The following is a 24,496-nucleotide window of genomic DNA, read 5'->3' as shown; positions in this document are numbered from 1 at the left end:
GCCGGACACAGATGAAGGAGATTAACTACAAAAATGCGCATGAAAGCGCCAAGGCTGTGCCGTTGAAAGCCGACAATCAGCCGATTCCTGTGTTTTTTCACACGCCCTCAGGCGAAACGCAGCAACTGCATTTCCCGCAGGCGGCTCAATGTCCGACGGAACGCAAACTCCAGGTAACCCTCGGTATAAAGACACTCCAGAGGTACCCGCGCCTCGATGAACAATGGCACCTTGCGGTCGTAGCACTCGTCCACCAGGGCGATGAAACGACGCACACTGTCATCGTGCACCGACAATTGCGGCAACTCGCGATCACCCGCCTCCACGCGCTGTGCGCCATCTTCGGTACCTCGGGCGATCCGGCCGGGGCGTTTTTGCGCACTGAGGTTGGGCACTTCACCCAACAGGATCGCCTTGAAGCGATCGCACAGCAGCATGAAATCCATCGCCGCGAGGGGTTGCTCGCACAGGTCCGCGTAATTGCACCAGAGCACTGTGTCGCTGGACTGCTGCGCGATGATCGAGCGATGACCGACAGTCACCGGCCCACTCTGCACCGCCTGCCCTTGCGCCAATTGCTTGAATACACCGGCCAGCGCGTCGGGTTGATTGACCCAATAGCGCTGAAACGCCACGCCCGGGTGCAAGCGGTGGTCCTTTTCGCCGTCCACGGCCACCACCTGCATATGCTGTTCTATTGCCGCAATGCCCGGCAAAAAACGCTCCCGGTTGAAGCCATCGGCGTACAACTGCCCAGGCGGTTGATTCGACGTGCAGACCATCACCACGCCTTCCTCGAACATCACCTGAAACAAGCGTCCCAGGATGATCGCGTCACCGATGTCATTGACGAACAGCTCATCGAAGCACAGCACGCGCACCTCCTGGCTCAGCTCGCGCGCCAGGGCCTGCAAGGGGTCATGGGTGCCTGTCAGTTGGAACAGCCGTTGATGCACCCACGCCATGAAGTGATGAAAGTGCTGGCGCCGCGCAGGCACCCGCAGGCTCTGGTAGAACTGGTCCATCAGCCAGGTCTTGCCACGCCCCACTGGCCCCCACAGGTAGACGCCGATGATTGGCGCACGCCCCCGATGTAGGGCTTCATGGCAGGCTTGCAGCGCGTCGACCGCTCGACGCTGAGCGTCGTCGGCAACGAAGCCCGGTTGAGCAATGGCGTATTGGTAGGCAGCGCGGGGCGAGTCGAAAGTCATGCCCGCCAGTATGACCTACAGGGAAATATCCAGTCGCGAAATCTTACCCTGCTCGTTCAATCGAAAGGTGTAGCGCAGCTCCAACGGGCTTCCGGGAAAATTGCCAGACACCACATTACTGACCAGCACCTTGCCCGTTCGGTGTTGCACCTTGAGCACTTCGACCCGCGGCTGGTAACGGCGCGCGGTGTCTTCCATCCAGCGCGCGATGGCAACGGTGCCGACTTGATGCTGCCCCTCATCGAACACATTGGCGTCGTCGGCAAAACAATCGGCGACAGCCGAGGTGTCACGGCTGTTGGCCGCCTCGAGGTAGGCCATGATGGCCGGCGCCAACTCGGGAATAGACATGGCACAGCTCCTTTGTAGGTGATTGGTGACGCCATGCTAAGCCAGGGTTGTGTCAGTTTTTGTCAGGAGTAAACGGCCCGTCCTCATTCTGTTCCATCAGCTTGCGCCAGGCCCGTAGCCAATCACTGCGCCGCCCCGGATAACGCTCGCCATGGGCTTGGGCACTGGCCACACGGTCGGTGCGGAAGGTGCGATACGCGCCACGCAATTCACACCAGGCGACGATCACCCGCACTTCGTTCAAGAACCCCAAGGCCAGGGGCCAAATCAGACGTTGGCTCTGGGTCTGGCTGGCGTCTGCGTAATCGATCTGCAATTTGGCCTGGCTGCGAATGGCTTCGCGAAACACGTTGAGGGGTACGCGGTTTTCCGGATAACCGAACCCTGGCGGGCCGGGCAATACCGTTGGGTTGCGCAAGGCTTCCTGAGCGGCCGGGTCGAGCACGTCGGCGATTTTCGCCAAAGCATTGGCGGCGGCGCGGCTGAGCACGTCATCACCGCGCTGATCCACGTAACGCAAGCCGAGCACGATAGCCTCGGTTTCCTCGGCGTTCAGCATCAAAGGCGGCAGAAACAGGCCGCTTCGCAACACATATCCAACCCCCGCCTCGCCGAAAATCGGCGCGCCCAATGCAGTCAATTCGGCAATGTCGCGGTAAAGCGTACGCTCGGACACCTCTAGCTGCGCCGCCAGCACGGCAGCAGTCACCGGGCGTTTCTTGCCCCGCAAGGCCTGGAGCAAAGTCAGTAGACGAGTGGTGCGCGACACGGGAATGCCTGCCGAGAAAAAAAGTGATGCAGCTTAGCAGAGCCCCCTGTCAGAAAACGTCAGCAGTGAAAAAGCCTCTTGACCGAATACATTACCAGCATCATATTTAATACATGTTGATAAACATGTATTAACCATCACAGCCTCAGGAGTCCTTCTATGCGCAATAAAGTCTTTGGCCGCCGCAGCGGTCTGCAGGTGTCTGAACTGGCCTTGGGCACCGCTAATTTCGGTACGGGCTGGGGCCATGGCGCCGAACGCGATGAAGCCAAACAAATCTTCGACGGCTACCTTGAGGCCGGCGGCAACTTTCTCGATACCGCCAACGGCTACCAGTTCGGCCAGGCCGAAAAACTGCTGGGTGAGTTTATCGCCACCGAGCGTGACAACCTGGTGGTGGCCACCAAGTACACCTTGCGCTCCCAGCCATCGGATGAAGGCACGATCAGGCTGGGCAACAATCGCAAGAACCTGGTTCGCTCGGTGGAAGACAGCCTCAAACGCCTGAACACCGACCGGATCGACCTGCTCTGGGCGCACATGAGCGACAACGTCACGCCCATGGAAGAGATCCTGCGCGGCCTCGACGACCTGGTCCGCGCCGGCAAGATCCACTACGCCGGCCTTTCCAACTTTCCCGCCTGACGTATTGCCCGCGCCGACCTGCTTGCCGAAGTGCGCAACTTCGCGCCGATCATCGGCATCCAGGTGGAATACAGTCTGGTCGAGCGCACCGCCGACCGCGAATTGCTGCCGATGGCAGAAGCCCTGGGCCTGGCTGCCACACTGTGGTCGCCCCTCGGCGGTGGCTTCCTGACAGGCAAGTACCGCAACACCCAGGACGACAACCGCGCCAACAAACTTGGGATCCTGGTGCACGCCGAACACAGCGCCCGTGAAACCGCCGTGCTGGATACCCTGCTGGCGGTCGCCGCCGAAGTTGAAGCCTCCCCGACCCACGTTGCCATCGGCTGGCTACGGGAAAAGGCGCGCCGCTCCACCACCGCACTGATCCCGATCCTGGGTTCGCGCACTCGCGCTCAACTGGACAGCACCTTGGGCGCGTTGAATGTGCAATTGTCGGCCGAGCACGTCACCCGCCTCGACCACGCCAGCGCCATACCACTGGGTGTACCGCACGGCATCATCGCCGAGCGTTTCCCCATCGATATCGGCCTGGACTCCCCTCGCCCGCCGGTTATCTGAGGCGAAAAAAAACGGCCTGTCGAACAGGCCGTTTTTTATTCATCGCTCCAGCTTAAGCCAGGCTCTTGCTGACCACTTCGAACACATCGCTCGACAGCTCACCAGACGACCGAATGCGCTCCAGCTCTGCCCTCATCAGCGCCTGGCGTGCGCTGTCGTATTTGCGCCAGCGGGTCAACGGCGCCAACTGCCGCGAAGCGATCTGCGGATTGAAACCATTCAACTCGATCACCAGGTCCGCCAGGAAGCGATAACCCGAACCGTCCGCCGCGTGGAAGTTGATCAGGTTCTGCCCGGCAAAGGCTCCCATCAAGGCGCGCACCTTGTTGGGGTTCTTGATGTTGAACGCCGGGTGTTCCATCAACGCCTTCACGCGCGCCAGCCCGCCCGGCAAGGTACTGCCGGCCTGCACGCTGAACCACTGGTCCATGACCAACGGGTTGTCCTTGAAGTTCTCGGCAAACACCGCCAGGGCCTGGGCCTTCTCCGCTTCGAACGGCGAATTCACCAGCACCGCCAGCGCGGTCAGGCGCTCGGTCATGTTGTCGCTGGTGTCGAACTGCTCGAGAGTCGCCGCCAACACTTCCGGCTTGCCGCTGAGCATCAGGTACGACAGCGCGATGTTTTGCAATGCGCGACGGGCGAAGTGCTCGGCGGCCGCCACGTACGGCGTTTGCTTGGACAGCTCGCGATTGGCTTGGTAACGCAGCCACAGGGCTTCATGCAGGTTATCCGCCAATTGCTTGCGCGCAAACTCGCGGGCGGCGTGGATGGCATCCACATCCGCCACCTCGCTGATTTCGGTCAGGTAGGCTTCACCCGGCAGCGACAGCATCTCCGCAACCATCGCCTGGTCCAGGCTTTCGTCGCTCAACACGCTGCGCAGCGCGGTGATCAAGCGCTGATCCATGTGCAACGCCTGGCCCTGTTGATGCTGGGCAATCAGCTCCTGCAACACCTGCACCGACAACTGCTGGCCGGCATCCCAGCGGTTGAAACCGTCGCTGTCATGCTGCATCAGGAACATCAGTTGATCGCGGTTGTACGGGAAACTCAGCTTGACCGGCGCAGAGAACCCGCGCAGCAGCGAAGGCAACGGTTGCTCAGGGATATCAACGAACGTGAAGGTCTGCTCGGCCTCGGTCACCGAGATCACGCGCGACGTGGCGCCAGCGGTCGCTTCACCGGCCAGGCGCAAGGCCATACTGGCGCCCTTACCGTCCAGCAAGCCCAATTCCACAGGGATCACGAACGGCAGTTTTTCCGCCTTGTCCGGGGTTTCCGGGCAGCTCTGGCGGAAGGTCAGGCTGTAGGTTTTGGCCACCGCATCGTAGGACTCGCTCACCGCCAGACGTGGCGTGCCGGCCTGGCTGTACCAGCGTTTGAACTGCGTCAGGTCGACGCCGTTTGCGTCTTCCATGGCCTTGATGAAGTCGTCGCAGGTCACGGCCTGGCCATCATGGCGTTCGAAGTACAGATCGCTGCCTTTGCGGAATCCTTCGGCACCGAGCAAGGTGTGGATCATGCCCACCACTTCGGAGCCTTTTTCATACACGGTCAGGGTATAGAAGTTGGAGATTTCGATGAAGCTGTCCGGACGCACCGCGTGGGCCATCGGGCCCGCGTCTTCGGCGAACTGGTGGGTGCGCAAGTACGCCACGTCCTGGATGCGCTTGACCGTGGCCGAGTTCATGTCGGCGGAGAAGCCCGAATCACGGAACACGGTGAAGCCTTCCTTGAGCGACAGCTGGAACCAGTCGCGGCAGGTCACGCGGTTACCCGACCAGTTGTGGAAGTATTCGTGGGCGACGATTGCCTCGACCCGCTGGTGCGCGGCGTCGGTAGCGGTTTCGGCACGGGCCAGCACCGCACTGGAGTTGAAGATGTTGAGGCCCTTGTTTTCCATGGCGCCCATGTTGAAGTCGTTCACCGCCACGATCATGAAGATGTCGAGATCGTACTCGCGACCATAAGTTTCTTCGTCCCAGCGCATGGACTTCTTCAGGCTGGTCATCGCGTGCTGGCACTTGTCGATGTTTTCCGGCTCGACGTAGATGCGCAGCGCTACGACACGGTCAGTCATGGTGGTGAACGTATCTTCGACACACCACAGGTCACCTGCAACCAGGGCAAACAGGTACGCCGGCTTCTTGAACGGGTCTTCCCAGGTTGCCCAGTGGCGGCCGTCTTCGCCAGGACCGCTGGCGATCGGGTTACCGTTGGACAGCAGGATCGGGTAGCGATGCTGTTCGGCGATGACCGTGGTGGTGAAGGTACTCATCACGTCCGGGCGGTCGAGGTAGTAAGTGATCTTGCGGAAACCTTCGGCCTCGCACTGGGTGCAGAACATGCTGCCGGACTTGTACAGGCCTTCCAGGGCGGTGTTCGTTTCCGGGTGGATTTTTACCGTGGTGTCCAGGGTAAAACTCGCACTTTTCGGCTGGACCGTCAGGTGGCTGTCGGTCAGTTGGTAGTCATCAGCGCCGAGTGCTTGATCGGCAAGGTTCACGCTCAACAATTCCAGCTGTTGTCCATCCAGCACCAACGGCGGCAACCCCGCGCCGCGCTCAGGGTTGCGGCGCATCACCAGCTGCGCGTGGACCAGGCTGTGGTCCTCGAACAACTCGAAGGTCAGGTGCGTCTCTTCGATCAGGTAGTCCGGCGCCTGATAGTCCTTCAGGTAAATCATCTTCGGTTGTTCGGTGCGCATGGGTGGCATCCTTCTACTGATGCACGGCGAGCTGGTAGGCCGTGTACTTACGAATATTGATAACGCCGGTGTCGAAGATCAGGTATTGGCCCTTGATCCCCAGCAGCGTGCCTTCGGCAATCGGGTTCTTGTCCAGGTTGAAGCTGACGATCTTGGCCGGATACTGCTCCACCGGGTAGCGGATTTCGATCGGTTCGATGTCGGTCACCGGTTGGATGGCCTGCAGGCCAAAGCGTTCCTGCAAACCGAGCAAGCCTTCGGCGCAGGAAGCGAACAGCTCATCGCGCACCTGCTTGAGGTCGACCGCTTGGGCGTCGCCCTTGAGCAGCGCGCGCCAGTTGGTTTTGTCAGCCACCTGACTGCGGAACAGGTCTTCGACGAACCCGGACTGCTGGCGCGTCGCCACGCGCATGATCGGCAGCGCCTGGCTTGCGCCCTGGTCCAGCCAGCGAGTCGGCAACTGAGTGGCGCGGGTGATGCCAACCTTGATCCCCGACGAGTTCGCCAGGTACACCACGTGGTCGGTCATGCAGAATTTTTCGCCCCAGCCCGGATCGCGGCAGGTGCCGGCATCGTAATGGCAACGCTCGGGGCTCATGATGCACAGGTCACACTGGGCCAGCTTGGTCATGCACGGGTAGCAGTAACCCTGGCTGAAGCTGGTCTTGGTCTTGCGGCCGCAATGGCTGCAATGAATGGCACCGAGGTATTCCAGGCGCACGTGAGTACCGATCAATGGATTGACCGGTACCTCGGCATCGCCTAGGCGAAACGCATATTGAACGGTCGGCTCACCGAGTTGCGCCGACATTTTGCTGACTGCACCGCGACCAATTTCAATCAATGGATCGCATCCGACTTGAACAGGATGTTCGGCACCGGCGCGGACTTGGACGCACATTCCTGCGGGCCCATGTAGCCGGTGCGCTGGTCTTCCGGCAGGTTCTGGATTTCCCAGGCGATCATGGCCTGCAACGACAGTTCGCGCTGTTCGGCAGAGAGCTTGCGGCCATCGGACCATTTGCCGATCTCCACGGCGAGCTTGAGGCTCTCGTAGATGTCCGGCGTGATGTTTTCGATCATTTCAGCAAAAGAGGACATAAGGCTCTTCCTTATCAAATAGACGCTTTGCGGCGGCTGTAAAGCCCACCCAGCAAACCCGTCAGGCAACCGATAACCAGGCCGCCGACATGGGCAGCGTTGGCGATTTCGCCGAAACCGATCATCGAGACCAGCCCCGACAGGCAGAGCAGCAGCCATACCAGCATCATCACCAGCACCCCGCGGGGCAAGCGATAGGCCGGGTTAGGCGACAATAATTGAAAAATCCAGCAATGCCCGAGCAGGCCATACAGCACGCCGGACAACCCACCGAACAGGCCGGGGCCGCCATAAGCATATTGAGCGTAGTTGGACACCAGGCTGAACAACAGGGTCAGGCCCAGCAAGTTGATGCTGCCCTGGCGCGCTTCGATGCGCCGGCCCAGTTCCCAGTACCACATGCCGTTCATGGCCAGGTGCAGGATGCCAAAGTGGATCAGCATCGGGGTGACCAGCCGCCACCACTGCCCCGCCGCCAGGCTATCGGCCAGCGGCGTGAACTGGATGTACTCGCCGACGATGCGAAATGGCAGGAACGTCAGCCAGCTCATGGCTTGCAGGTTTTCACCGAGCAAGGTCACGGCGCCAACAATGATACTTGCCAGCAGCACCAAAGCGGTCAACGGGCTGTGCCGCAGTTGCTGGATGAACCCGGGCCGCTTGACCGGAGCCTGCTCGGGAATATCCAGTTGCTGGTCAGGGTCCCCGGCAGGAAAGCGTTGGTACAGTACGCGCACGTCGTCGCTGATGTTCTCGGGCACCCACAACACCTGCTCACCCGCCTCTTCACTGACACGATGGGGGACTTGCATACGTTGCAGCAGCAGGACAAAGCCGCCCAGGTCGACGCTCAAGGGTAAGCGTAATACCGCCACAGCACTCATTTGATGACCTCGGGCCGCTCAACGTCGACCCATACGAATTTATTCGGATCCAGCCGCGTCTCCTGATCCAGACGGTAGGCCACCAGCTTGCCATACAGCACTGCGCTGTAGTCCAGGCAGGCCAGGTTCGGTCGGATCGGCGCCGGTTTGCCGCTGCGCCAGTAATGGCCGACGAACAGCAAGGGTTCGTCGACGCCGTAGCGCAGCAGGGAATTCTTTTCGGTGGACGACAACGGCGTACGCGCCACCGGTTCCGGCAAGGCGTCGGGCTGGAACACGATATCGCCGTAGGTCTTGGGGTCGTCTTCCCAGAACTTGGTGCGGAAGAATGAGCGCGTCAGGCCATCGCCACCGGTCAGCGTCAAGCCATCCGGCAGGCGCATGTCGGTGCCACGCAGCAGGCGGTCGAACGCATTACAGGCAAAACTGCCCGGTACGGCGGCGGCCTGCAGGAAATGCTGGTCGATGCATCCGTCCGGAAAAGTCGCGCGCAGCGGATCGATAAAGCCGTTATCCCAGCAGGCGTGCACCACGCGGAAGCGTCCGGCATCGACAAACAGCGGCATGTCGTAGAACCAGCCGAGGAAGTCGTGCCAGTCGGCCGGGTGCTGTTCGAATTGGGTCAGGGTCTCGTGGATCAACCGCGCGTGCCGTGGGTTGTGCTCGCGCACGAACTGTTTGCCACTGCCTGGCGGTGCGGGCGTGGTCCAGCCCAGGGCGTTGAACTCATGGTTGCCCATAATGCACAGCGCCTGGCCGGCCTCGGCCATGTCGTGGACGATGTGCAAGGCCTCGCGGATGCGCGGGCCACGGTCGATGATATCGCCGAGGAACACCGCCATGCGCGACGGGTGACGCCAGGTGCCGCCCTGCTTGTGGTAGCCCAACAGGTCGAGCAGGTGCTCAAGGGTATGGGCGCAACCGTGCACGTCACCAATCAGGTCGTAGCTACGCGCGGGATCGAGCATCAGTCGCCTCCACCCCCCAAGCGGCTGCCCCAGCCCAGCTTGGTGCGGCACACTTCGTAGTAGTTGTGGTCCAGCGGGTGGATCAACCGCAACTTCTGTGCCTTCTTGCTCACGGTGATGGTGTCACCGGGGGCGCAGGTGAAATGGTTCTGCCCGTCACACGACACCTGGGGGTAGATCTGCATGTCTTTGGACACCACGATTTTCAGCTCACTGTTGCCATCGACCACAATAGGCCTGCTCGACAACATATGGGGGTACATCGGCACGATCACAATGGCATCCAGCTTGGGATGCATGATCGGGCCGCCCGCCGACAGCGCGTAGGCCGTGGAGCCGGTAGGCGTGGCCACGATCAGGCCGTCGGCCTTCTGGCTGCACACGAACTGGCCGTCTATATAGAGCTCGAACTCGATCATCCGCGTGGACTTGCCGGGGTGCAGCACCACGTCATTCAAGGCATCGCCCTGGCCGATGGCTTCGCCGTGGCGACGCACTTCAGCTTGCAGCAGGAAGCGGTTTTCCACGAGGTAATGGCCGTCGAGCACCTTGGCCACTTCGACTTCCAGGTCATCGGGGCGGATATCGGTGAGGAACCCCAGGCTGCCACGGTTGATCCCCAGCACCGGCACGTTATGCCGAGCCAAGGCCCTGGCCGCACCCAGCAGGCTGCCATCGCCACCGACCACAATCACCATGTCACAGACTTCGCCGAGCATCTTGCGCGATGAAGTCTGCAGGCCGTGGCCGGGGAGGATTTCAGCGATGGTGTCTTCGAGGATCACATGCAGATGGCGTTCCAGCAGGAATTTTTTCAGCCGGCGGACGGTGTCCAACACCTGGGTACTGCCCAGGCGACCGATAATGCCGATATTGCGAAATTGCTCCATGGGGCTCCTGCGGGATGTGGGGTGTGGCAAAAAGAAGGATTATGGGCGAAAGGCCGCCCCAGGCAAAATCCTTTGTCGCCATGAAGCCTTGATGACAATAGTTCTCAGCCACCCATGCAACCTTTAAACGGCTATGCTCGGACCATGACTGTGTTCCCGGATCTGCACACCCTGCCCCGACAGCTGCGCCACCCCGAAGTGCGCGACCTGGCGTGGGTGATGCTCGCCCCGCCGATGCTCGCGCGCACACCGTGGCCGCAACACCACCCGCTGGCCGGCAGCGATTGGGTGCAGGCACCGCATCAACTGGAACGCTGGCTGCGCCAACTTGATCAGGACAGCGGCGCCTTGCAGCAATGGCTCAGCCTGTCACGCACGCGGCGCCTGGGCCTCTATTACGAACGCCTGTGGCAGTTCGCGGTGCAACATGCGCCGGGCGTGGAATTGCTGGCCGCCAACCTGCCGATCCGGCGTGCCGGGCATACCCTGGGCGAGCTGGACATGCTGCTGCGCGACCGCGATGGGGTGCATCACCTGGAGCTGGCGATCAAACTTTATCTTGGGCCACAGGATGGCAACGGCCAGGACACGGCGCAATGGCTGGGGCCGGGTTGCCATGATCGGTTGGACCGCAAACTGGCTCATCTGGCCCAGCATCAACTGCCGATATCAGCGCGTGCGGAAAGCCGCGAGGCGCTGGCGGCGCTGGATATACAGCAATTCGATGCGCATTTGTGGCTGGGCGGTTATCTCCTCTACCCCTGGCCCGGCCAGGCTCAAGCCCCCGTCGGCGCCCATCCGCAGCACCTGCGTGGGCGCTGGTTGCATCAGCGCGATTGGCAAGCGTTTGTCAGCCTCAGCCAGCCGGGCCGCTGGCAACCCCTGCCCCGGCATGCGTGGCTGGCGCCGGCGCATTACCCGGCGGATCAGGTGTGGAGCGAGGCGCAGATGCAAGGCTGGCTGGCCGACCTGGACCCCATGGCCCCGGCGCAGTTGCTGGTGCGACTGGTGCAGGTGGGTGAGGATTGGGAGGAAGCTGAGCGGCTGTTTCTGGTGGCGGACCTTTGGCCGAATGTGCCGGGGGCTGGCTGAAGGATTTTTGGTGTATTGGAGGGCCTTATCGCAGGCAAGCCAGCGGCCACACTTTGACTGCACCGCCTATCAAATGTGGGAGCTGGCTTGCCTGCGAAAGCGATCGTCCAGGCGCTACAAGTCATCGATATGCCGATAATCCAGCTGCAACCCAGCCGCCAACTCTTGAGCCCGACCCAACCTGATCGGCCCACGCTCGATATCCACCAGCACGCCAGGGCACTCCAGCAACGGTAACCCGGCGATATCCTTGAGTCGTCCGTCAGTGATCACCAGCAACCGCTGTTGCTCAGCCGGATAACGCGCACGCCGCAGTGCCAGCCAATGCCTGGCCTCTACAAGCGCCGCGAGTAATGGCGTGCCGCCGCCCGCGCCCAACTGGTCCAGCCAACCCGCCAAGCCCTTCGCCGCCTTCAATCCCTGGACCTGCCAGTTGGGCGAATGCCCGCTGGCCGTCAACAACGCCATCCGTGCCCGCTGGCGGTAGGCATCATCAAACAACTGCGCCAACAAGCCCTTGGCGTCGGAAAGCGCGTGATGTCGCCGGGTGGACGCCGACGCATCGACAATCACCAGCCACAACGCGGGGGCCGAACGACTGCGCAGGTGATAAAGCAGATCCTCACGGGTTTGCGGGCGCCCACCGAGCAAGGTGCCCGGCCAATTGATCGAGCCCTGTTTCGCGCTGCGCGCCTTGCCGTGCCTGCCTCTGTCCAATTGCCCCGCGTTGGGGCGGGCATCCGGCCCCGCGTCAGGTCGGGGGCGAATGCCTAGGGCTTTTTTGGCCAGGTGGGGATTTCCCGGCGTGCGCCCGTGGGCAAGGCCGCTGCGGGCATGTCACCCCATTGGCCTTGGCCTGGGGAAGCGTCGGAGGACTTGGGCGATTGCCCTTCACTCGGTGGGCTCGATGGAGTGGCCTGCTCTTGGCGGCGATGGCGCAAGGCAAACTCCGCCACAGCTTCAATATCTTCCTCGCCGATAGCATGGGCACCCCGCCAGGCGGCATGGGCCCGAGCGCCGCGCAACCAGACCAGGTCCGCACGCAACCCGTCGACGCCCGCAGCGAAGCACCGTTCGGTGATCCGAGCCAGCGTCTCATCGTCCAGCGCGATGGCATCCAGCCGCGCCCGCGCCTGAGTGCAGCGCTCACGCAAGGCTGCCTGCGACTCATCCCATTGCGCGCAGAACGCCGCCGGGTCGCTGTCGAAATCCAGGCGACGACGAATGATCTGCCCACGCTCGACCGGCAAGGTCTGCCCACTCAACGCCACGTTGAAACCGAAACGGTCGAGCAGCTGCGGTCGCAACTCACCTTCCTCCGGGTTCATGGTGCCGATCAGCACGAAGCGCGCCGAATGGCGATGGGAAATACCATCGCGTTCGATCAGGTTGGTGCCGCTGGCGGCCACGTCCAGCAGCACATCCACCAAGTGGTCGGGCAGCAGGTTGACCTCATCGACGTACAATACGCCGCCATCGGCCTTCGCCAAGACCCCGGGTGAGAACTGCGCCCGCCCCTCGCCCAACGCGGCGTCCAGGTCCAGCGTGCCCACAAGGCGCTCTTCGGTGGCGCCCAAAGGCAACGTCACGAACTGACCACTGGCCAACAGGTCCGCCAAACCGCGCGCCAAGGTCGACTTGGCCATGCCGCGCGGACCTTCGATCAGCACACCGCCGATCTTCGGGTCGATGGCAGTCAGGCACAGCGCCAGTTTCAGGTCATCGGCGCCGACTACGGCGGACAGCGGGAAATGGGGAATATCAGTCATGCGATCCCTCTTCAAATTCTGCGACACAAGCCTGCTCACCACAACGAGCCCGCCTTCAGCCGTCCTCTTCTATATCCAGCAACAGGTTTTCCAGCGCCTCGCGATACGCCCCCGGCTCCTGCCACATGCCCCGCTGCTGGGCTTCGAGCATGCGCTCTGTCATGTCCCGCAAAGCGTCGGGGTTGTGTTGCTGCACAAAGGCGCGGGTGTCGGGGTCGAGCAGGTAGGCATCGGCCAACAGTGCGTATTGGTGATCGTCAATCAGTGCCGTGGTGGCGTCGAAGGCGAACAGGTTGTCCACGGTCGCCGCCATCTCGAATGCACCTTTATAGCCATGGCGCTTCACGCCTTCGATCCACTTGGGGTTGGCGGCGCGGGAACGGATCACCCGGTTCAGCTCTTCCTTCAGAGTGCGGATCTTCGGCAGGTCCGGTTGGCTGTGGTCACCATGGTAGCTGGCGGCCTTGTCACCACTGAGGGTTTCCACGGCAGCGAGCATGCCGCCCTGGAATTGGTAGTAGTCGTTGGAATCCAGCAGGTCGTGCTCACGATTGTCCTGGTTCTGCAGCACCGCTTGCACCTGGCTCAAGCGCTGAGCGAATTGCGCACGGGCGGCGGTGCCTTCATCGGAACCTCCATAGGCGTAGCCGCCCCAGTTGAGGTAAACCTCGGCTAAGTCCTCACGGCTTTGCCACAGGCGACCGTCGACCGCGCCCTGCACGCCCGCACCATAGGCGCCCGGCTTGGCGCCGAAAATGCGCCAACCGGCTTGTTTCGCCGCAGCCTCTGCGTCCAGGCCAGACGTGAGCAACGCCTCACGCTCACTGCGCACCTTGGCGGCCAGCGGGTTCATATCGTCCGGTTCATCCAGCGCCGCCACTGCCTGCACCGCGGCGTCGAACAGGCGGATCAGGTTGGCGAAGGCATCGCGGAAGAACCCGGACACACGCAGGGTCACGTCGACACGCGGGCGGTCCAGCAGGCTGATCGGCAGTATTTCAAAATCATCCACCCGCTGGCTGCCGGTCGCCCACACCGGGCGCACGCCCATCAGCGCCATGGCCTGGGCGATGTCGTCGCCGCCGGTGCGCATGGTGGCAGTGCCCCATACCGACAGGCCGAGTTGGCGCAGGTGGTCGCCGTGGTCTTGCAAATGTCGCTCGAGAATCAGGTTGGCGGATTGAAAGCCGATGCGCCAGGCCGTGGTAGTGGGCAGGTTGCGCACGTCGACGGTGAAAAAATTGCGGCCCGTCGGCAGCACATCCAAACGTCCGCGGCTCGGCGCGCCACTCGGGCCGGCAGGCACAAAACGGCCACTGAGGGCATCCAGCAAGCCACACATTTCCGCCGGGCCACAAGCGTCCAGACGCGGCGCCACCACGATGCGCAGGCTTTCGATAACGGCCTTCACATCCTCCCAACCGGGCTCTTCCAGCTGTTCAAGCGGCCCCTCCAGCGCCTGTTCGATCAGCCGCGCGGCATACAGCTCCAGGCGCTCGCGGGTATCGCCGGCGGTGCGCCACAACTGCGCATCGATCTTCTGCAAGACCTGGGGACGGCGCCCGGTCCAGGGCTCGGCCAAAGCGCAATCCAGCGGATCAAAGCCCAAGTCAAAGGCCTTGGCCAACACACGCAGCAGACTCGATTGCGGACCACGGCCATCGCCACGCGGGATGCGCAGCAAGGCCAGCAAAGTATCGATACGCAGGCGACCTGCCGGCGACTCGCCAAAGATGTGCAGGCCATCGCGGATCTGCGACTCTTTCAAGTCGCACAGGTACGTGTCCAGGCGCGGCAGCCAGACGGCGGCGTCGGCGTCGCTCTCCAGCTCAAGTTCCTGGTCGATGCGGGTTTCGCGCACCAGCTTGAGGATGTCTTTCTGCAACTCCAGGGCGCGACGCGGATCCAGCAGTTGCGCTTCGTAGTACTCGTCCGCCAGCAGCTCAAGGTTACGCAGGGGGCCGTAGGTTTCGGCACGGGTCAGGGGCGGCATCAAGTGATCGATGATCACCGCCTGGGTGCGTCGCTTGGCCTGGGCGCCCTCGCCCGGATCGTTGACGATAAACGGGTAGATATTCGGCAGCGGCCCCAGCAGCGCATCGGGCCAGCAGTTTTCCGACAAGCCGACGCCCTTGCCCGGCAACCATTCAAGGTTGCCATGTTTGCCTACATGGATCACGCCGTGGGCACCGTAGGTGTGGCGCAACCAGAAGTAGAACGCCAGGTAACCGTGGGGCGGTACCAGGTCCGGGTCGTGGTAAACGGCGCTGGCGTCCACCTGATAACCCCGCGCCGGCTGGATACCGACGAACGTCAGGCCCAGGCGCAGGCCGGCGACCATCATGCGGCCATCGCGGAACATCGGGTCGTGATGAGGCGTGCCCCAGCGCTCCAGCACCGCCTGGCGATTGGCCGCGGGCAAGCGGCTGAACATCGCCTCGTAGTCCTCCAGGCCCAGGCTTTGGTGGCAGGGGCGCAGGTCGAGGCTGTCGAGGTCATTGGTAACGCCGCCGAGCAAAGCGTGGATCAGTGCCGTGCCGCTTTCCGGCAATGCATCCGACACCGGGTGGCCTTCGGCCTGCAGGGCACGCAGGATATTCAACGCCGCCGCCGGCGTATCCAGGCCGACACCATTGCCGATACGACCGTCGCGGGTCGGGTAATTGGCGAGGATCAGCGCGATGCGCTTGTCGCCATTCGGCACTCGCGCCAACTCGACCCAGCGCCGCGCCAGCTCAGCAACAAAATCCATGCGCTCCGGCGCGGCGCGGTAGCACACCACATCCGACTGGCTACGCTCACTGCGCCAGGCCAGGTCCTTGAAGCTGATCGGCCGGCTGATGATCCGCCCGTCCAGCTCCGGCAAGGCAATGTGCATCGCCAGGTCGCGGGGGCCGAGACCTTGGTCGCTGGCTTCCCAGCCGGGCTGGTTGTCCTGGGCGCAGATCGCCTGGATCACCGGGATATTGCGGCGAAACGGCCGCAAGTGCGGCGCTTCCGGGCTCGACTGGGCGAAGCCGGTGGTGTTGAGAATCACCGCCGCGCCGACCTCGTCCAGCAGGTCCTCGACCACCGCCAGGCAGCCGGGTTCTTTCAAACTGGCCACCGCCATCGGCAACGGGTTGAGACCCGCCGCCTGCAAGCGCTGGCAGAACACATCGATAAAACCGGTATTGGCTGCCTGCAAATGCGAGCGATAGAACAACACCGCCGCCACCGGCCACTCGGCATTCCAGTCGGCCTGCCAATCATTCAGCCGGGCGCTGGCACGGTGCGGGTGATAAATCGCCGTGCGCGGCAAGGTTTGCGGCTCGGCCCAGGCGTAATCACGGCCCAGGTAAGTGCTGGCCAGGCAGCGATAGAAATCCAGGGCATTGCCCAGGCCGCCCTGGCGCAGGAAGTGCCAGAGGCGATCACGCTCTTCGGCGCCGACGGTACTTAGTCCGCTGAGCTCAGGGTCCGGGCGATCATCCCCCGGCACCAGAATCAGTTGAACGCCACGCTCGGCCAATTCCACCAGACGCTCAATGCCGTAACGCCAATAACCGATGCCACCATGCAGGGAAATCAGGATGACCTTGGCGTGGCGCAGCACCTCATCGACATACAGGTCGACCGAGGCATGGTTCTGCACCTGCATCGGGTTGGCCAAGCGAAAGCTGGGGTAATCGTCCGGCAACTGCTGGGCCGCTTCGGCCAGCAGCGCCAGGCTGGAATCGCCGCTGCACAGGATCACCAGATCAGCGGGGGTTTGTCCGAGGTCGGCAATATTGTCGTCCGAGACGAAACCACCGGGCTGGGTCCTGAGCAGGTGCATGGGTTAAACGCTGAGGGCTGCGCGCAGTTGCGCTTCAAGGCCCGCCGCGTCGAGGTCCTGACCGATCAGCACCAAGCGTGTGATGCGTGCTTCGTCCGGGCCCCAGGCACGGTCGAAGTGCTTGTCGAAACGCGTACCCACCCCCTGGATCAGCAGGCGCATCGGCTTGTTCGGAATCGCAGCGAAGCCTTTGACGCGCAGGATGCCGTGTTGCACCACCAACTGGGTCAGGGCGTCGAGCAGCAGCGCTTCATCGGCCTGCGGCAGGTCGATGGAGATGGAGTCGAAGGCGTCGTGATCATGGTCATGATCGTCTTCACCGTCATGGTGATGGTCGTGATGACTGTGGCGACCGTCGATATGCTCTTCGGAGCCGGCACCCAGGCCGATCAGCACGTCCAACGGCAAACGACCGCTGCTGGCTTCAATGATCTTCACCGCGGGCGGCAGTTCTTCCGCGACTTCCAGGCGCACACGGGCCAGGTCTTCAGGGCTGATCAGGTCGCTCTTGTTGAGGATCACCAGGTCGGCGCTGGCCAGTTGGTCGGCGAACAGCTCATGCAGCGGCGACTCGTGGTCCAGGTTCGGGTCGAGCTTGCGCTGGGCATCCACCTGGTCCGGGAAAGCGGCGAAGGTGCCGGCGGCCACGGCCGGACTGTCGACCACGGTGATCACAGCGTCGACGGTGCAGGCGCTGCGGATTTCCGGCCACTGAAAGGCTTGTACCAGCGGTTTTGGCAGGGCCAGGCCGGAGGTTTCGATGAGGATATGGTCGAGGTCGCCGCGACGGGCCACCAATTCGCGCATCACTGGAAAGAACTCTTCCTGCACGGTGCAGCACAGGCAGCCATTGGCCAACTCGTAGACGCGGCCGTTGGCTTCTTCTTCGGTGCAGCCGATGGAGCACTGCTTGAGGATTTCACCGTCGATGCCCAGTTCGCCGAATTCGTTGACGATCACGGCGATGCGACGGCCCTGGGCGTTGTCGAGCATGTGGCGCAGCAAGGTAGTCTTGCCCGAGCCGAGGAAGCCGGTGACGATGGTGACGGGGAGTTTGGCCAGTGTTTTCATCGGATGCCCTTGGGGGCGGGCATACGGGACGATAGGCCCTGCGACGGCGCGCAGCAGCGGATTTCGTCACCGGATCACCCCGCCCGGTTGAAGTAGAAAATCGGTTGCGAGGCAGGTCTCCTGGCTTGGGGCTTGCGGGTCTTGCGACCGGCGCTGGCTGCGCCTTCCCGCCTTGTCGGCAGTGGCGTGGCAGTCAGCTGAACCCTTTACAGTTGCGGGGGCAGCCGCGGCTTGGACCGCGTTCCCTTCTTAGCTTCGGCCTGGGCCGAAGAACCTCGAAGGGTGTAAGGCTACGCAGTGCTTGGGGGATGGTCAATGATGGGTTGGGTTGGGTACATATCCGTTTCAGCGGTAACGGCTGAAATGGGTTCCGCCCTTACGGCGGGTCACTTTGGAAAAGAGCCCCAAAGTAACCAAAGGGCTCTTGCCCCAACACTCGGCACCTCGCTCACGCTCGGTGTGCCCGTAATCCGACAGGGATTGGGGGGGCGCTTAGGATCAAGATCAAGATCAAAAGCAAAAGCACAGCGGCCTGACAGCCGGCTTGAGTGGTGTAGAGCAAAGGCGGTTCGCTGTAGGAGCGGAACCCATTTCAGCCATCACCGCAGCAACGGATATGTACACACCCCAATTGACTCCCCTCCCACCCCCATGCTCTCCTACACATCTTGTTTCGGGTGCCCTTCACAGGGTGAAACGGGAAACCGGTGCGTCATAGCGATATGACCAGTCCGGTGCTGCCCCCGCAACGGTAAGCGAGTGAAGCGTCAGATCCACTGTGCCTCGACGGCATGGGAAGGCGATGCTTATTAGGCAGACTGCCCCTCGCAAGCCCGGAGACCGGCCCGAAAAAATCAGATAACAAACCCGCGGTGGGCGGGCGCTGTTCAAACCCTGCGTGCCTGGCTCGCGGGGTTTCCATGCGCTCGTTTCACCCAGACACCTGAAAGGGACGCGCCATGTCAATCGTCAGCAGCACCTCGCACTCCGCCAGCAGCACCGCTACCCTGAGCCAACGCCTGACCGCCGCCATCGGCGCGTCGATCCTTGGTGCGTGCCTGGTGTACTTTGCCGGTTTCTCGCACATCGAGGCCGTGCACAACGCTGCCCACGATACCCGCCACAGCGCTGCGTTCCCGTGCCACTGAGACCTGCCGACATGATCAAGCGTATCGTGCAAACTGCAGGTTTCACCGGCCTGCTGGCCGCCCTGTTGCTGACCTTGCTGCAAAGCTTCTGGGTCGCCCCGCTGATTCTGCAGGCGGAAACCTTTGAAAAGGCCCCGGCCGCCACCGAAGTGGCCCACGAACACACCGAAGGCGCTGCCGCCCACACCCACGATGCCGAAGCCTGGGAGCCGGAAGACGGCTGGCAGCGCGTGCTCTCGACCACAGGCGGTAATCTGGTAGTCGCGGTCGGTTTTGCGCTGATGCTGGCCGGTCTCTACACACTGCGCGCGCCAACCCGCACCGCCCAAGGCCTGCTGTGGGGCTTGGCCGGTTACGCAACCTTCGTGCTGGCACCGACGATGGGCCTGCCGCCTGAGCTGCCGGGCACTGTCGCCGCGGACCTGGCGCTGCGCCAAACCTGGTGGATCGGCACTGCGGCTTCTACAGCTGCCGGCATCGCTTTGATCGTATTTGGTCGTAACTGGCTGTTGAAAGTGCTGGGCGCGGCGATCCTCGCCGTCCCCCACGTGATCGGCGCGCCACAGCCCGAAGTGCATTCGATGCTGGCACCGCAAGCCCTGGAAGCACAATTCAAGATCGCTTCACAGTTGACCAACGTCGCTTTCTGGCTGGCACTGGGCCTGATCAGCGCGTGGCTGTTCCGCCGCAACCGTGACGACCAATACTCGGCATGACCCTGGTGATCGGCCTGGGTTTCCAGCAGGGTTGCGATCTTCACACCTTGCTGGCGCTGTTCGATTCAGCCCTCGCCGAGGGCGGTATCGAGCGTCACCGTATTAGCGCGCTGGCCAGTATCGATCGCAAACAGAATGAACCGGGGTTACTGGCTCTGGCCCAGAGGCTGAACCTGCCACTGCAATGTTTCAGCGCCGAGCAACTGGCGGCGTTTGAGCACCGCCTGAGCCACAAATCCGACATCGCTTTTGCCCACACCGGCTGTTATGGCATCGCCGAAAGCGCCGCGCTGGCACTCGCCGAGCACCTTGCAGGCAGCCCTGCCCGCCTGTTGATCACTCGCAAAAAAACCGCCCAAGCCACCTTTGCATTAGCCTGCGCCGGCTAAAATCCCGATAATTGCCGCCCCCGATCATGAGCAACATTCATGCTCGCCCGTTTTTCGACAGGAACCACCATGACCGTCTACTTCATCGGCGCAGGCCCCGGCGACCCGGAATTGATCACCGTCAAAGGCCAGCGGCTGATCCGTAGTTGCCCGGTAATCATCTATGCCGGCTCATTGGTTCCGGCGGCGGTATTGGACGGCCATTCGGCGCTAACGGTGGTCAACAGCGCCGAATTGCACCTGGAACAGATCATTGACCTGATCAAAACCGCCCACGACAACGGCCAGGACGTGGCCCGCGTCCATTCCGGTGACCCGAGCCTGTATGGCGCCATTGGCGAACAGATCCGCCATCTGCGGGAGCTGGGCATTCCCTTCCAGATCATTCCCGGCGTCACCGCCGTGGCCGCCTGCGCCGCCCTGCTGGAAACCGAGCTGACCCTGCCCGATATCGCCCAAAGCGTGATCCTGACCCGCTATGCCGACAAAACCCGCATGCCCGCCGGCGAGGATTTCGACAGCCTGGCCCGGCATGGCACCACCATGGCGATCCACCTGGGGGTCAATCACCTGGAGAAGATCGTCGCTGAGCTGCTGCCGCACTACGGCGCGGATTGCCCGATTGCCGTGGTGCACCGGGCAACCTGGCCGGATCAGGATTGGGCGATGGGCACGTTGAGTGACATTACCGAGAAGGTGGCGGCCAAAGGCTTTCGGCGCACGGCATTGATTGTGGTGGGCCGGGTGTTGGCAAGTGACAGCTTCAGTGAGTCGTCGCTGTATCGCGCGGGCCATGCTCACCTTTACCGCCCCTGAAACCCAGGCATAAAAAAACGGCGCTCACGGGGCGCCGTTTTTTCTGCTCGCAGTGAACGCCTTATTCAGTAGTAGGCGTTTTCTTTCTGCGTGTGGTCGGTCACGTCACGCACGCCCTTGAGCTCTGGAATACGCTCCAGCAAGGTGCGCTCAATGCCTTCACGCAGGGTCACGTCCGCCTGGCCACAGCCTTGGCAGCCGCCGCCGAATTTCAACACCGCAATGCCGTCTTCGACCACGTCGATCAGGCTGACCTGGCCGCCGTGGCTGGCCAGGCCTGGGTTGATCTCGGTCTGCAGGTAGTAATTGATGCGCTCGTTCACCGGGCTGTCGGCGTTGACGTTCGGCACCTTGGCGTTTGGCGCCTTGATGGTCAACTGGCCGCCCATGCGGTCGGTGGCGTAGTCGACCACGGCGTCGTCGAGGAAGGCTTCGCTGAAGGCATCGATGTACGCGGTGAAGCTTTTCAGCCCCAGGGCGGTGTCTTCAGGTTTCTCTTCCCCAGGCTTGCAGTAGGCAATGCAAGTCTCGGCGTATTGGGTGCCGGGCTGGGTGATAAAGACGCGGATGCCGATACCCGGGGTGTTCTGCTTGGACAGCAGGTCAGCCAGGTAATCGTGGGCGGCGTCGGTAATGGTTATGGCAGTCATGGAAACTCCTCACAGGCTTGCCAGCAGTTTACGCCAAAATATTACGCAGGTACAAAGTCCTAGTGTTTTTGTCGGGATAGGTTTTTTGGGGGGGTGTACATATCCGTTATTTGGGTGATGGCTGCTATGGGTTCCGCTCTTACGGCGGGTCACTTTTGAAAAGAGTCCAAAAGCAACCAAAAGGCTCTTGCCCCAATACTCGGTGTGCCCGTAATCCGACAGGGGTTTGGGGGACCGCAAGAGCACGGCGGCCTGAGTGGTGTAGAGCAAAGGCAAGGGCAAACGCAGTCCCTGTAGGAGCTGGCTTGCCTGCGATGGTGGTTAACGATGACGCGGGTAACCAGACAAAACGCGGCGTTCTCACGTTTTTCGCCGGCAAGCCGGCTCCTACAAAGGACGAAAAGCGTATCCACGATGCGAAGCGAGTCGCGCTTGCTCTGGCTTTTGATCTGAGGCGCCGTAAGGGCGGAACCAATATCAGCCGTTACCGCAGCAACGGATATGCACTCCGAAAAGATCTCACAAGTTCTGATACCGATTCATATCCAACACCCCCTCTTCCACCGGCGTAGTCTCCCGAATGTACTGCGACACATCATGGAAGTACTGCCAAAACAACGGATGACTGCGCCGCACACCCCAGCGGTCCACAATCTTCTCGAAACGCTTGGCATCCTTGGCCTGCTCCATTTCAGCCACAAACTCCGGCACTTCCTGGGCAGGGATATTGAACATAAAGTTCGGATAGCTGCTCAGCACGCCAGGATAAATCGTCACCGTGTCCAAGCCCGGCTGATAGCGATAAGCCTCACCCAGAAGAAACGCCACGTTACTGTGGGCACGATTGCGCAGCATGCTGTAGAGCACACGCTTACCGCTGGCGGTCTCGACACGCAACATCGTCGCTTCAGGCAGTTGGTCGATGACCTTGAGCCCGGCGGCCGGGCGTGAAGTCAGGCGGCTCAGCGCCTGCTCCGCATCCTGAATGGCTGGGTCCACGCCGTCACGCGAGCAATAGGCGCCCGTGCAGCGGTTGATCGGATCCGGGCTCGCATTCAAATCGCCATAACGCGTGAGCAACTGGTTGGCAAAGTCGCGCTTCGGATCGTTTTCATTCAGGTGCAGGCCGGTGGGTTTGTCGTCATCAATGGCTTCATAGTCCAGCCATAGCTTGAGCTTGCCGCTGTTCTGGTACCAGTCATCCAAGAAGCCCTCGCGGGAATCGGCCGGCATCAGGCGCAGGAAGTTCTGCTCGGCACCGTTGCGAATCAGGTCGAAATACAACCGGGTCTGGGCCTGGTGCGACACGTTGCCGAACACATCGAAGTTCACCGCCAACTGATAATAGGTGCGCTCCAGCAGCGGGTAGTCGAACAGCCACAGGGTTTGCGGCACCTCGCCAATCAGGCCTTTGGTCACCGAAGCGCTGTCGAAGTGGCGGAAGATGCTCAGCAAGGCATTGTCATTGCCCGCCCACAGGGTCGACCAGCTTGGCGGCGGCAAGTCAGCATAGCTGTCGCGGCGCAGGGCCTCGTATTCATTACGTTTGTCGCGGTACGCCAGCCACAGGCTGAGCACGCTGCCGACGTCATCGTTCTGCCCCGGCATCGCCAGCAACGGCGTGGCCTGGCCGCGATAGCGCGCATCGGTGATGTACAGGTCGTGGTCCGGGTCTTGGAACAGGGTCCAGAAGTTGTCACGGATCACGTCCGTGGCAATCTGCCCACGGCACACCGGCCCACGGATAAAGGTGCGTACGAAGTATTCGGCGTTGTCCAGCATGAACTGGTAACGCGCCTTGGCCGGGATGGCTTCGAAGGTTTCGAAGGGGTTGGCGCGACGGCCTGGGCCATAGCCCGGCAAGGCGTTGACCTGCCAGTTGCCGGCGTAGAACAGTTCTTTGATCCGCGCCATCTTCTGGGCACTGAACGGGTACGCGATGTGGGTTTTATGCACAATCACACCCTGCACCGGCCACAGGCGGTAATACACACGGGTGCCTGGATCATCATTGGGGCGACGGGTGGCGATCAGATCGATCGGCTGGCCGCTGGGCGTACGCGAACGCACCCACTGGAAGAAATGCCCCGGTTCGCCGTTTTCGAAGTAGATGTGCGCGAGAAACAGATGTTCGAACAACCAGCGCGCCACCAGGCTCTCCCGCGCACCCGGCTGGTTGAACAGGTTTTCCCACTGCTGCACCTGCAGGGCTTCCTTGGCGCTGGGCGCCAGGCCTTGTTCATCGATAGGAGCGCCGGACGCGAGCCAGCGTTGCAGGGTCTGGTATTGCTGGTCCGTCAGGCCGGTGACCGCCAGCGGCATGCCTTCCTTGGGATGGGCACCGGCGTAGGCATTGAACTCGCCGGGCATGGCGCACATGTTTTCACGGTTCAGGCCCAGTACGATATCTTGAGGCAACTTGGCGTTGGGTTGCAGCGGTGCGTTATGGCCCAGCTCCAGCATGCGTGCCATCAAGGCCGCCTGGCTGCCCTGGGCGTCCAGCACCGAGTAAAAGCCCTTTTGCTGCCAGGCCTGCTTGCCAAAGGCGTCATAGAACAGCCGTGTGGTCGGGGTCGCCTGGCTGCGCTCGCCATCATAGACCGGCACTTTGTTTGCACCCCGGGCCGCGCCCTCGCCACTGCCCAGGTTGAGCTGGCAGGCGGAGTCGTAGCAGGCGTGGCAGGCCACGCACTTCTCGGTAAATATTGGTTGAATGTCGCGAGTGTACGAAATCGCCGGGGCGGGTCCGTCAGCCTGTGCGATGCAAGCGACCAGCGCCAGGACGGCGCTGGTGATGAGGCGAAGTGACATGTATCGGGTCCCGGTTCAATGCGTACGCTGAAAATTTGCCGGTGATTCTACCGGGCCATACTCCCCAGCAACATGAACGATATTCATGCAAAAACTGCGCATGCTCTAAATCGGCACAGGTTTGTTA

The 24,496-nt window shown here is 62.0% G+C and carries 20 protein-coding genes, 1 pseudogene and 2 riboswitches; of the genes and pseudogenes, 6 read left to right on the top strand and 15 right to left on the bottom strand.

What is annotated here, in order from left to right:
• Positions 1-107: 107 nt before the first annotated feature.
• Genes zapE through AC4PS7_RS14340 form a run of 3 tightly spaced genes read right to left on the bottom strand, consistent with a single transcriptional unit; the run spans position 108 to position 2,331 of the window.
• On the bottom strand, positions 108-1,211 hold the full coding sequence (gene zapE / locus AC4PS7_RS14350) for a cell division protein ZapE (protein WP_010210856.1): 1,104 nt from the start codon (positions 1,209-1,211) through the stop codon (positions 108-110).
• A 15-nt stretch (positions 1,212-1,226) separates the two neighbouring features.
• The gene (locus tag AC4PS7_RS14345; RefSeq protein WP_010210857.1) at positions 1,227-1,562 is read right to left on the bottom strand and encodes a nuclear transport factor 2 family protein; all 336 of its coding nucleotides are present in this window, start codon (positions 1,560-1,562) and stop codon (positions 1,227-1,229) included.
• 52 nt (positions 1,563-1,614) lie between these two features.
• On the bottom strand, positions 1,615-2,331 hold the full coding sequence (locus tag AC4PS7_RS14340) for a helix-turn-helix transcriptional regulator (protein WP_045792232.1): 717 nt from the start codon (positions 2,329-2,331) through the stop codon (positions 1,615-1,617).
• 159 nt (positions 2,332-2,490) lie between these two features.
• Between AC4PS7_RS14340 and AC4PS7_RS14335 the strand changes: the two are divergent.
• Positions 2,491-3,537: pseudogene (locus tag AC4PS7_RS14335) on the top strand (aldo/keto reductase).
• Positions 3,538-3,589: 52 nt separating this feature from the next.
• On the opposite strand, the gene pepN reads toward AC4PS7_RS14335, so the two are convergent.
• Genes pepN through AC4PS7_RS14305 form a run of 6 tightly spaced genes read right to left on the bottom strand, consistent with a single transcriptional unit; the run spans position 3,590 to position 10,090 of the window.
• Positions 3,590-6,247, bottom strand: a complete 2,658-nt coding sequence (pepN, locus tag AC4PS7_RS14330) for an aminopeptidase N (protein ID WP_492179516.1) — start codon at positions 6,245-6,247, stop codon at positions 3,590-3,592.
• A gap of 13 nt (positions 6,248-6,260) precedes the next feature.
• Positions 6,261-7,091, bottom strand: a complete 831-nt coding sequence (locus tag AC4PS7_RS14325) for a DUF2797 domain-containing protein (protein WP_021491804.1) — start codon at positions 7,089-7,091, stop codon at positions 6,261-6,263.
• Complete coding sequence (locus tag AC4PS7_RS14320; protein WP_010210866.1) at positions 7,088-7,348, bottom strand: YeaC family protein; 261 nt, start codon at positions 7,346-7,348, stop codon at positions 7,088-7,090. The genes AC4PS7_RS14325 and AC4PS7_RS14320 overlap by 4 nt, the downstream gene beginning before the upstream one ends.
• A gap of 14 nt (positions 7,349-7,362) precedes the next feature.
• Positions 7,363-8,232 (bottom strand): rhomboid family intramembrane serine protease, encoded by an 870-nt coding sequence (locus AC4PS7_RS14315; protein ID WP_021491805.1) that lies wholly within the window; start codon positions 8,230-8,232, stop codon positions 7,363-7,365.
• Positions 8,229-9,203: a metallophosphoesterase gene (locus AC4PS7_RS14310; protein WP_162484960.1), complete on the bottom strand. Its 975-nt coding sequence runs from the start codon at positions 9,201-9,203 to the stop codon at positions 8,229-8,231. The genes AC4PS7_RS14315 and AC4PS7_RS14310 overlap by 4 nt, the downstream gene beginning before the upstream one ends.
• A complete protein-coding gene (locus AC4PS7_RS14305) occupies positions 9,200-10,090 on the bottom strand; it encodes an NAD(+) kinase (RefSeq protein WP_010210870.1) in 891 nt (296 codons plus the stop codon). Before AC4PS7_RS14305 ends, AC4PS7_RS14310 begins: the two co-directional genes overlap by 4 nt.
• Positions 10,091-10,234: 144 nt before the next feature.
• Here AC4PS7_RS14305 and AC4PS7_RS14300 point away from each other — a divergent pair, with 144 nt between their 5' ends.
• Positions 10,235-11,182 carry a DUF1853 family protein gene (locus tag AC4PS7_RS14300; protein ID WP_492179515.1) on the top strand — a complete coding sequence of 316 codons (948 nt, stop codon included), beginning with the start codon at positions 10,235-10,237 and terminating at the stop codon, positions 11,180-11,182.
• Between the two features lie 114 nt (positions 11,183-11,296).
• On the opposite strand, the gene AC4PS7_RS14295 is transcribed toward AC4PS7_RS14300, so the two are convergent.
• The 4 genes from AC4PS7_RS14295 to cobW are packed head-to-tail and all read right to left on the bottom strand — an operon-like array spanning position 11,297 to position 17,839.
• Positions 11,297-11,899, bottom strand: a complete 603-nt coding sequence (locus AC4PS7_RS14295; RefSeq protein ID WP_010210875.1) for a vWA domain-containing protein — start codon at positions 11,897-11,899, stop codon at positions 11,297-11,299.
• A 53-nt stretch (positions 11,900-11,952) separates the two neighbouring features.
• Positions 11,953-12,951 (bottom strand): magnesium chelatase ATPase subunit I, encoded by a 999-nt coding sequence (locus tag AC4PS7_RS14290; RefSeq protein ID WP_042571584.1) that lies wholly within the window; start codon positions 12,949-12,951, stop codon positions 11,953-11,955.
• Positions 12,952-13,006: 55 nt separating this feature from the next.
• Positions 13,007-16,768 carry a cobaltochelatase subunit CobN gene (cobN, locus tag AC4PS7_RS14285; protein ID WP_492179513.1) on the bottom strand — a complete coding sequence of 1,254 codons (3,762 nt, stop codon included), beginning with the start codon at positions 16,766-16,768 and terminating at the stop codon, positions 13,007-13,009.
• Positions 16,769-16,771: 3 nt separating this feature from the next.
• Positions 16,772-17,839 carry a cobalamin biosynthesis protein CobW gene (gene cobW, locus AC4PS7_RS14280; protein WP_021491686.1) on the bottom strand — a complete coding sequence of 356 codons (1,068 nt, stop codon included), beginning with the start codon at positions 17,837-17,839 and terminating at the stop codon, positions 16,772-16,774.
• Positions 17,840-17,932: 93 nt separating this feature from the next.
• A riboswitch (cobalamin riboswitch) is annotated at positions 17,933-18,132 on the bottom strand.
• Between the two features lie 365 nt (positions 18,133-18,497).
• A riboswitch (cobalamin riboswitch) is annotated at positions 18,498-18,702 on the top strand.
• Positions 18,703-18,798: 96 nt separating this feature from the next.
• Here cobW and AC4PS7_RS14275 point away from each other — a divergent pair.
• The 4 genes from AC4PS7_RS14275 to cobM all read left to right on the top strand — a co-directional run bounded on the left by AC4PS7_RS14275 (position 18,799) and on the right by cobM (position 20,908).
• A complete protein-coding gene (locus AC4PS7_RS14275) occupies positions 18,799-18,987 on the top strand; it encodes a CbtB domain-containing protein (RefSeq protein ID WP_010210882.1) in 189 nt (62 codons plus the stop codon).
• 11 nt (positions 18,988-18,998) lie between these two features.
• Positions 18,999-19,703: a CbtA family protein gene (locus AC4PS7_RS14270; protein ID WP_492179511.1), complete on the top strand. Its 705-nt coding sequence runs from the start codon at positions 18,999-19,001 to the stop codon at positions 19,701-19,703.
• Complete coding sequence (locus tag AC4PS7_RS14265) at positions 19,700-20,092, top strand: cobalamin biosynthesis protein (RefSeq protein ID WP_044287046.1); 393 nt, start codon at positions 19,700-19,702, stop codon at positions 20,090-20,092. The genes AC4PS7_RS14270 and AC4PS7_RS14265 overlap by 4 nt, the downstream gene beginning before the upstream one ends.
• A 69-nt stretch (positions 20,093-20,161) precedes the next feature.
• Complete coding sequence (gene cobM / locus AC4PS7_RS14260) at positions 20,162-20,908, top strand: precorrin-4 C(11)-methyltransferase (RefSeq protein ID WP_010210885.1); 747 nt, start codon at positions 20,162-20,164, stop codon at positions 20,906-20,908.
• Positions 20,909-20,973: 65 nt separating this feature from the next.
• Here the strand turns inward: cobM and nfuA are convergent, their stop codons facing one another.
• Positions 20,974-21,558, bottom strand: coding sequence for a Fe-S biogenesis protein NfuA (gene nfuA, locus AC4PS7_RS14255; protein WP_003173594.1), 585 nt, complete (start codon positions 21,556-21,558; stop codon positions 20,974-20,976).
• 519 nt (positions 21,559-22,077) lie between these two features.
• Entirely contained in the window at positions 22,078-24,369 is a 2,292-nt protein-coding gene (locus tag AC4PS7_RS14250) for a fatty acid cis/trans isomerase (RefSeq protein WP_021491688.1), read from the bottom strand.
• Positions 24,370-24,496: the final 127 nt, after the last annotated feature.

This window comes from Pseudomonas sp. DW-iso3, from assembly GCF_058725305.1.
Note: the sequence above shows the minus strand (reverse complement) of the source record. Positions and strands in the feature narration are given on the sequence as shown.

What these genes read in the sequence shown, in the direction of transcription:
- zapE (WP_010210856.1), bottom strand. Translation starts at nt 1,211, where the DNA reads ATGACTTTCGACTCGCCCCGCGCTGCCTACCAATACGCCATTGCTCAA.
- AC4PS7_RS14345 (WP_010210857.1), bottom strand. Translation starts at nt 1,562, where the DNA reads ATGTCTATTCCCGAGTTGGCGCCGGCCATCATGGCCTACCTCGAGGCG.
- pepN (WP_492179516.1), bottom strand. Translation starts at nt 6,247, where the DNA reads ATGCGCACCGAACAACCGAAGATGATTTACCTGAAGGACTATCAGGCG.
- AC4PS7_RS14320 (WP_010210866.1), bottom strand. Translation starts at nt 7,348, where the DNA reads ATGTCCTCTTTTGCTGAAATGATCGAAAACATCACGCCGGACATCTAC.
- AC4PS7_RS14315 (WP_021491805.1), bottom strand. Translation starts at nt 8,232, where the DNA reads ATGAGTGCTGTGGCGGTATTACGCTTACCCTTGAGCGTCGACCTGGGC.
- AC4PS7_RS14305 (WP_010210870.1), bottom strand. Translation starts at nt 10,090, where the DNA reads ATGGAGCAATTTCGCAATATCGGCATTATCGGTCGCCTGGGCAGTACC.
- AC4PS7_RS14300 (WP_492179515.1), top strand. Translation starts at nt 10,235, where the DNA reads ATGACTGTGTTCCCGGATCTGCACACCCTGCCCCGACAGCTGCGCCAC.
- AC4PS7_RS14290 (WP_042571584.1), bottom strand. Translation starts at nt 12,951, where the DNA reads ATGACTGATATTCCCCATTTCCCGCTGTCCGCCGTAGTCGGCGCCGAT.
- cobN (WP_492179513.1), bottom strand. Translation starts at nt 16,768, where the DNA reads ATGCACCTGCTCAGGACCCAGCCCGGTGGTTTCGTCTCGGACGACAAT.
- cobW (WP_021491686.1), bottom strand. Translation starts at nt 17,839, where the DNA reads ATGAAAACACTGGCCAAACTCCCCGTCACCATCGTCACCGGCTTCCTC.
- AC4PS7_RS14275 (WP_010210882.1), top strand. Translation starts at nt 18,799, where the DNA reads ATGTCAATCGTCAGCAGCACCTCGCACTCCGCCAGCAGCACCGCTACC.
- AC4PS7_RS14270 (WP_492179511.1), top strand. Translation starts at nt 18,999, where the DNA reads ATGATCAAGCGTATCGTGCAAACTGCAGGTTTCACCGGCCTGCTGGCC.
- AC4PS7_RS14265 (WP_044287046.1), top strand. Translation starts at nt 19,700, where the DNA reads ATGACCCTGGTGATCGGCCTGGGTTTCCAGCAGGGTTGCGATCTTCAC.
- cobM (WP_010210885.1), top strand. Translation starts at nt 20,162, where the DNA reads ATGACCGTCTACTTCATCGGCGCAGGCCCCGGCGACCCGGAATTGATC.
- nfuA (WP_003173594.1), bottom strand. Translation starts at nt 21,558, where the DNA reads ATGACTGCCATAACCATTACCGACGCCGCCCACGATTACCTGGCTGAC.
- AC4PS7_RS14250 (WP_021491688.1), bottom strand. Translation starts at nt 24,369, where the DNA reads ATGTCACTTCGCCTCATCACCAGCGCCGTCCTGGCGCTGGTCGCTTGC.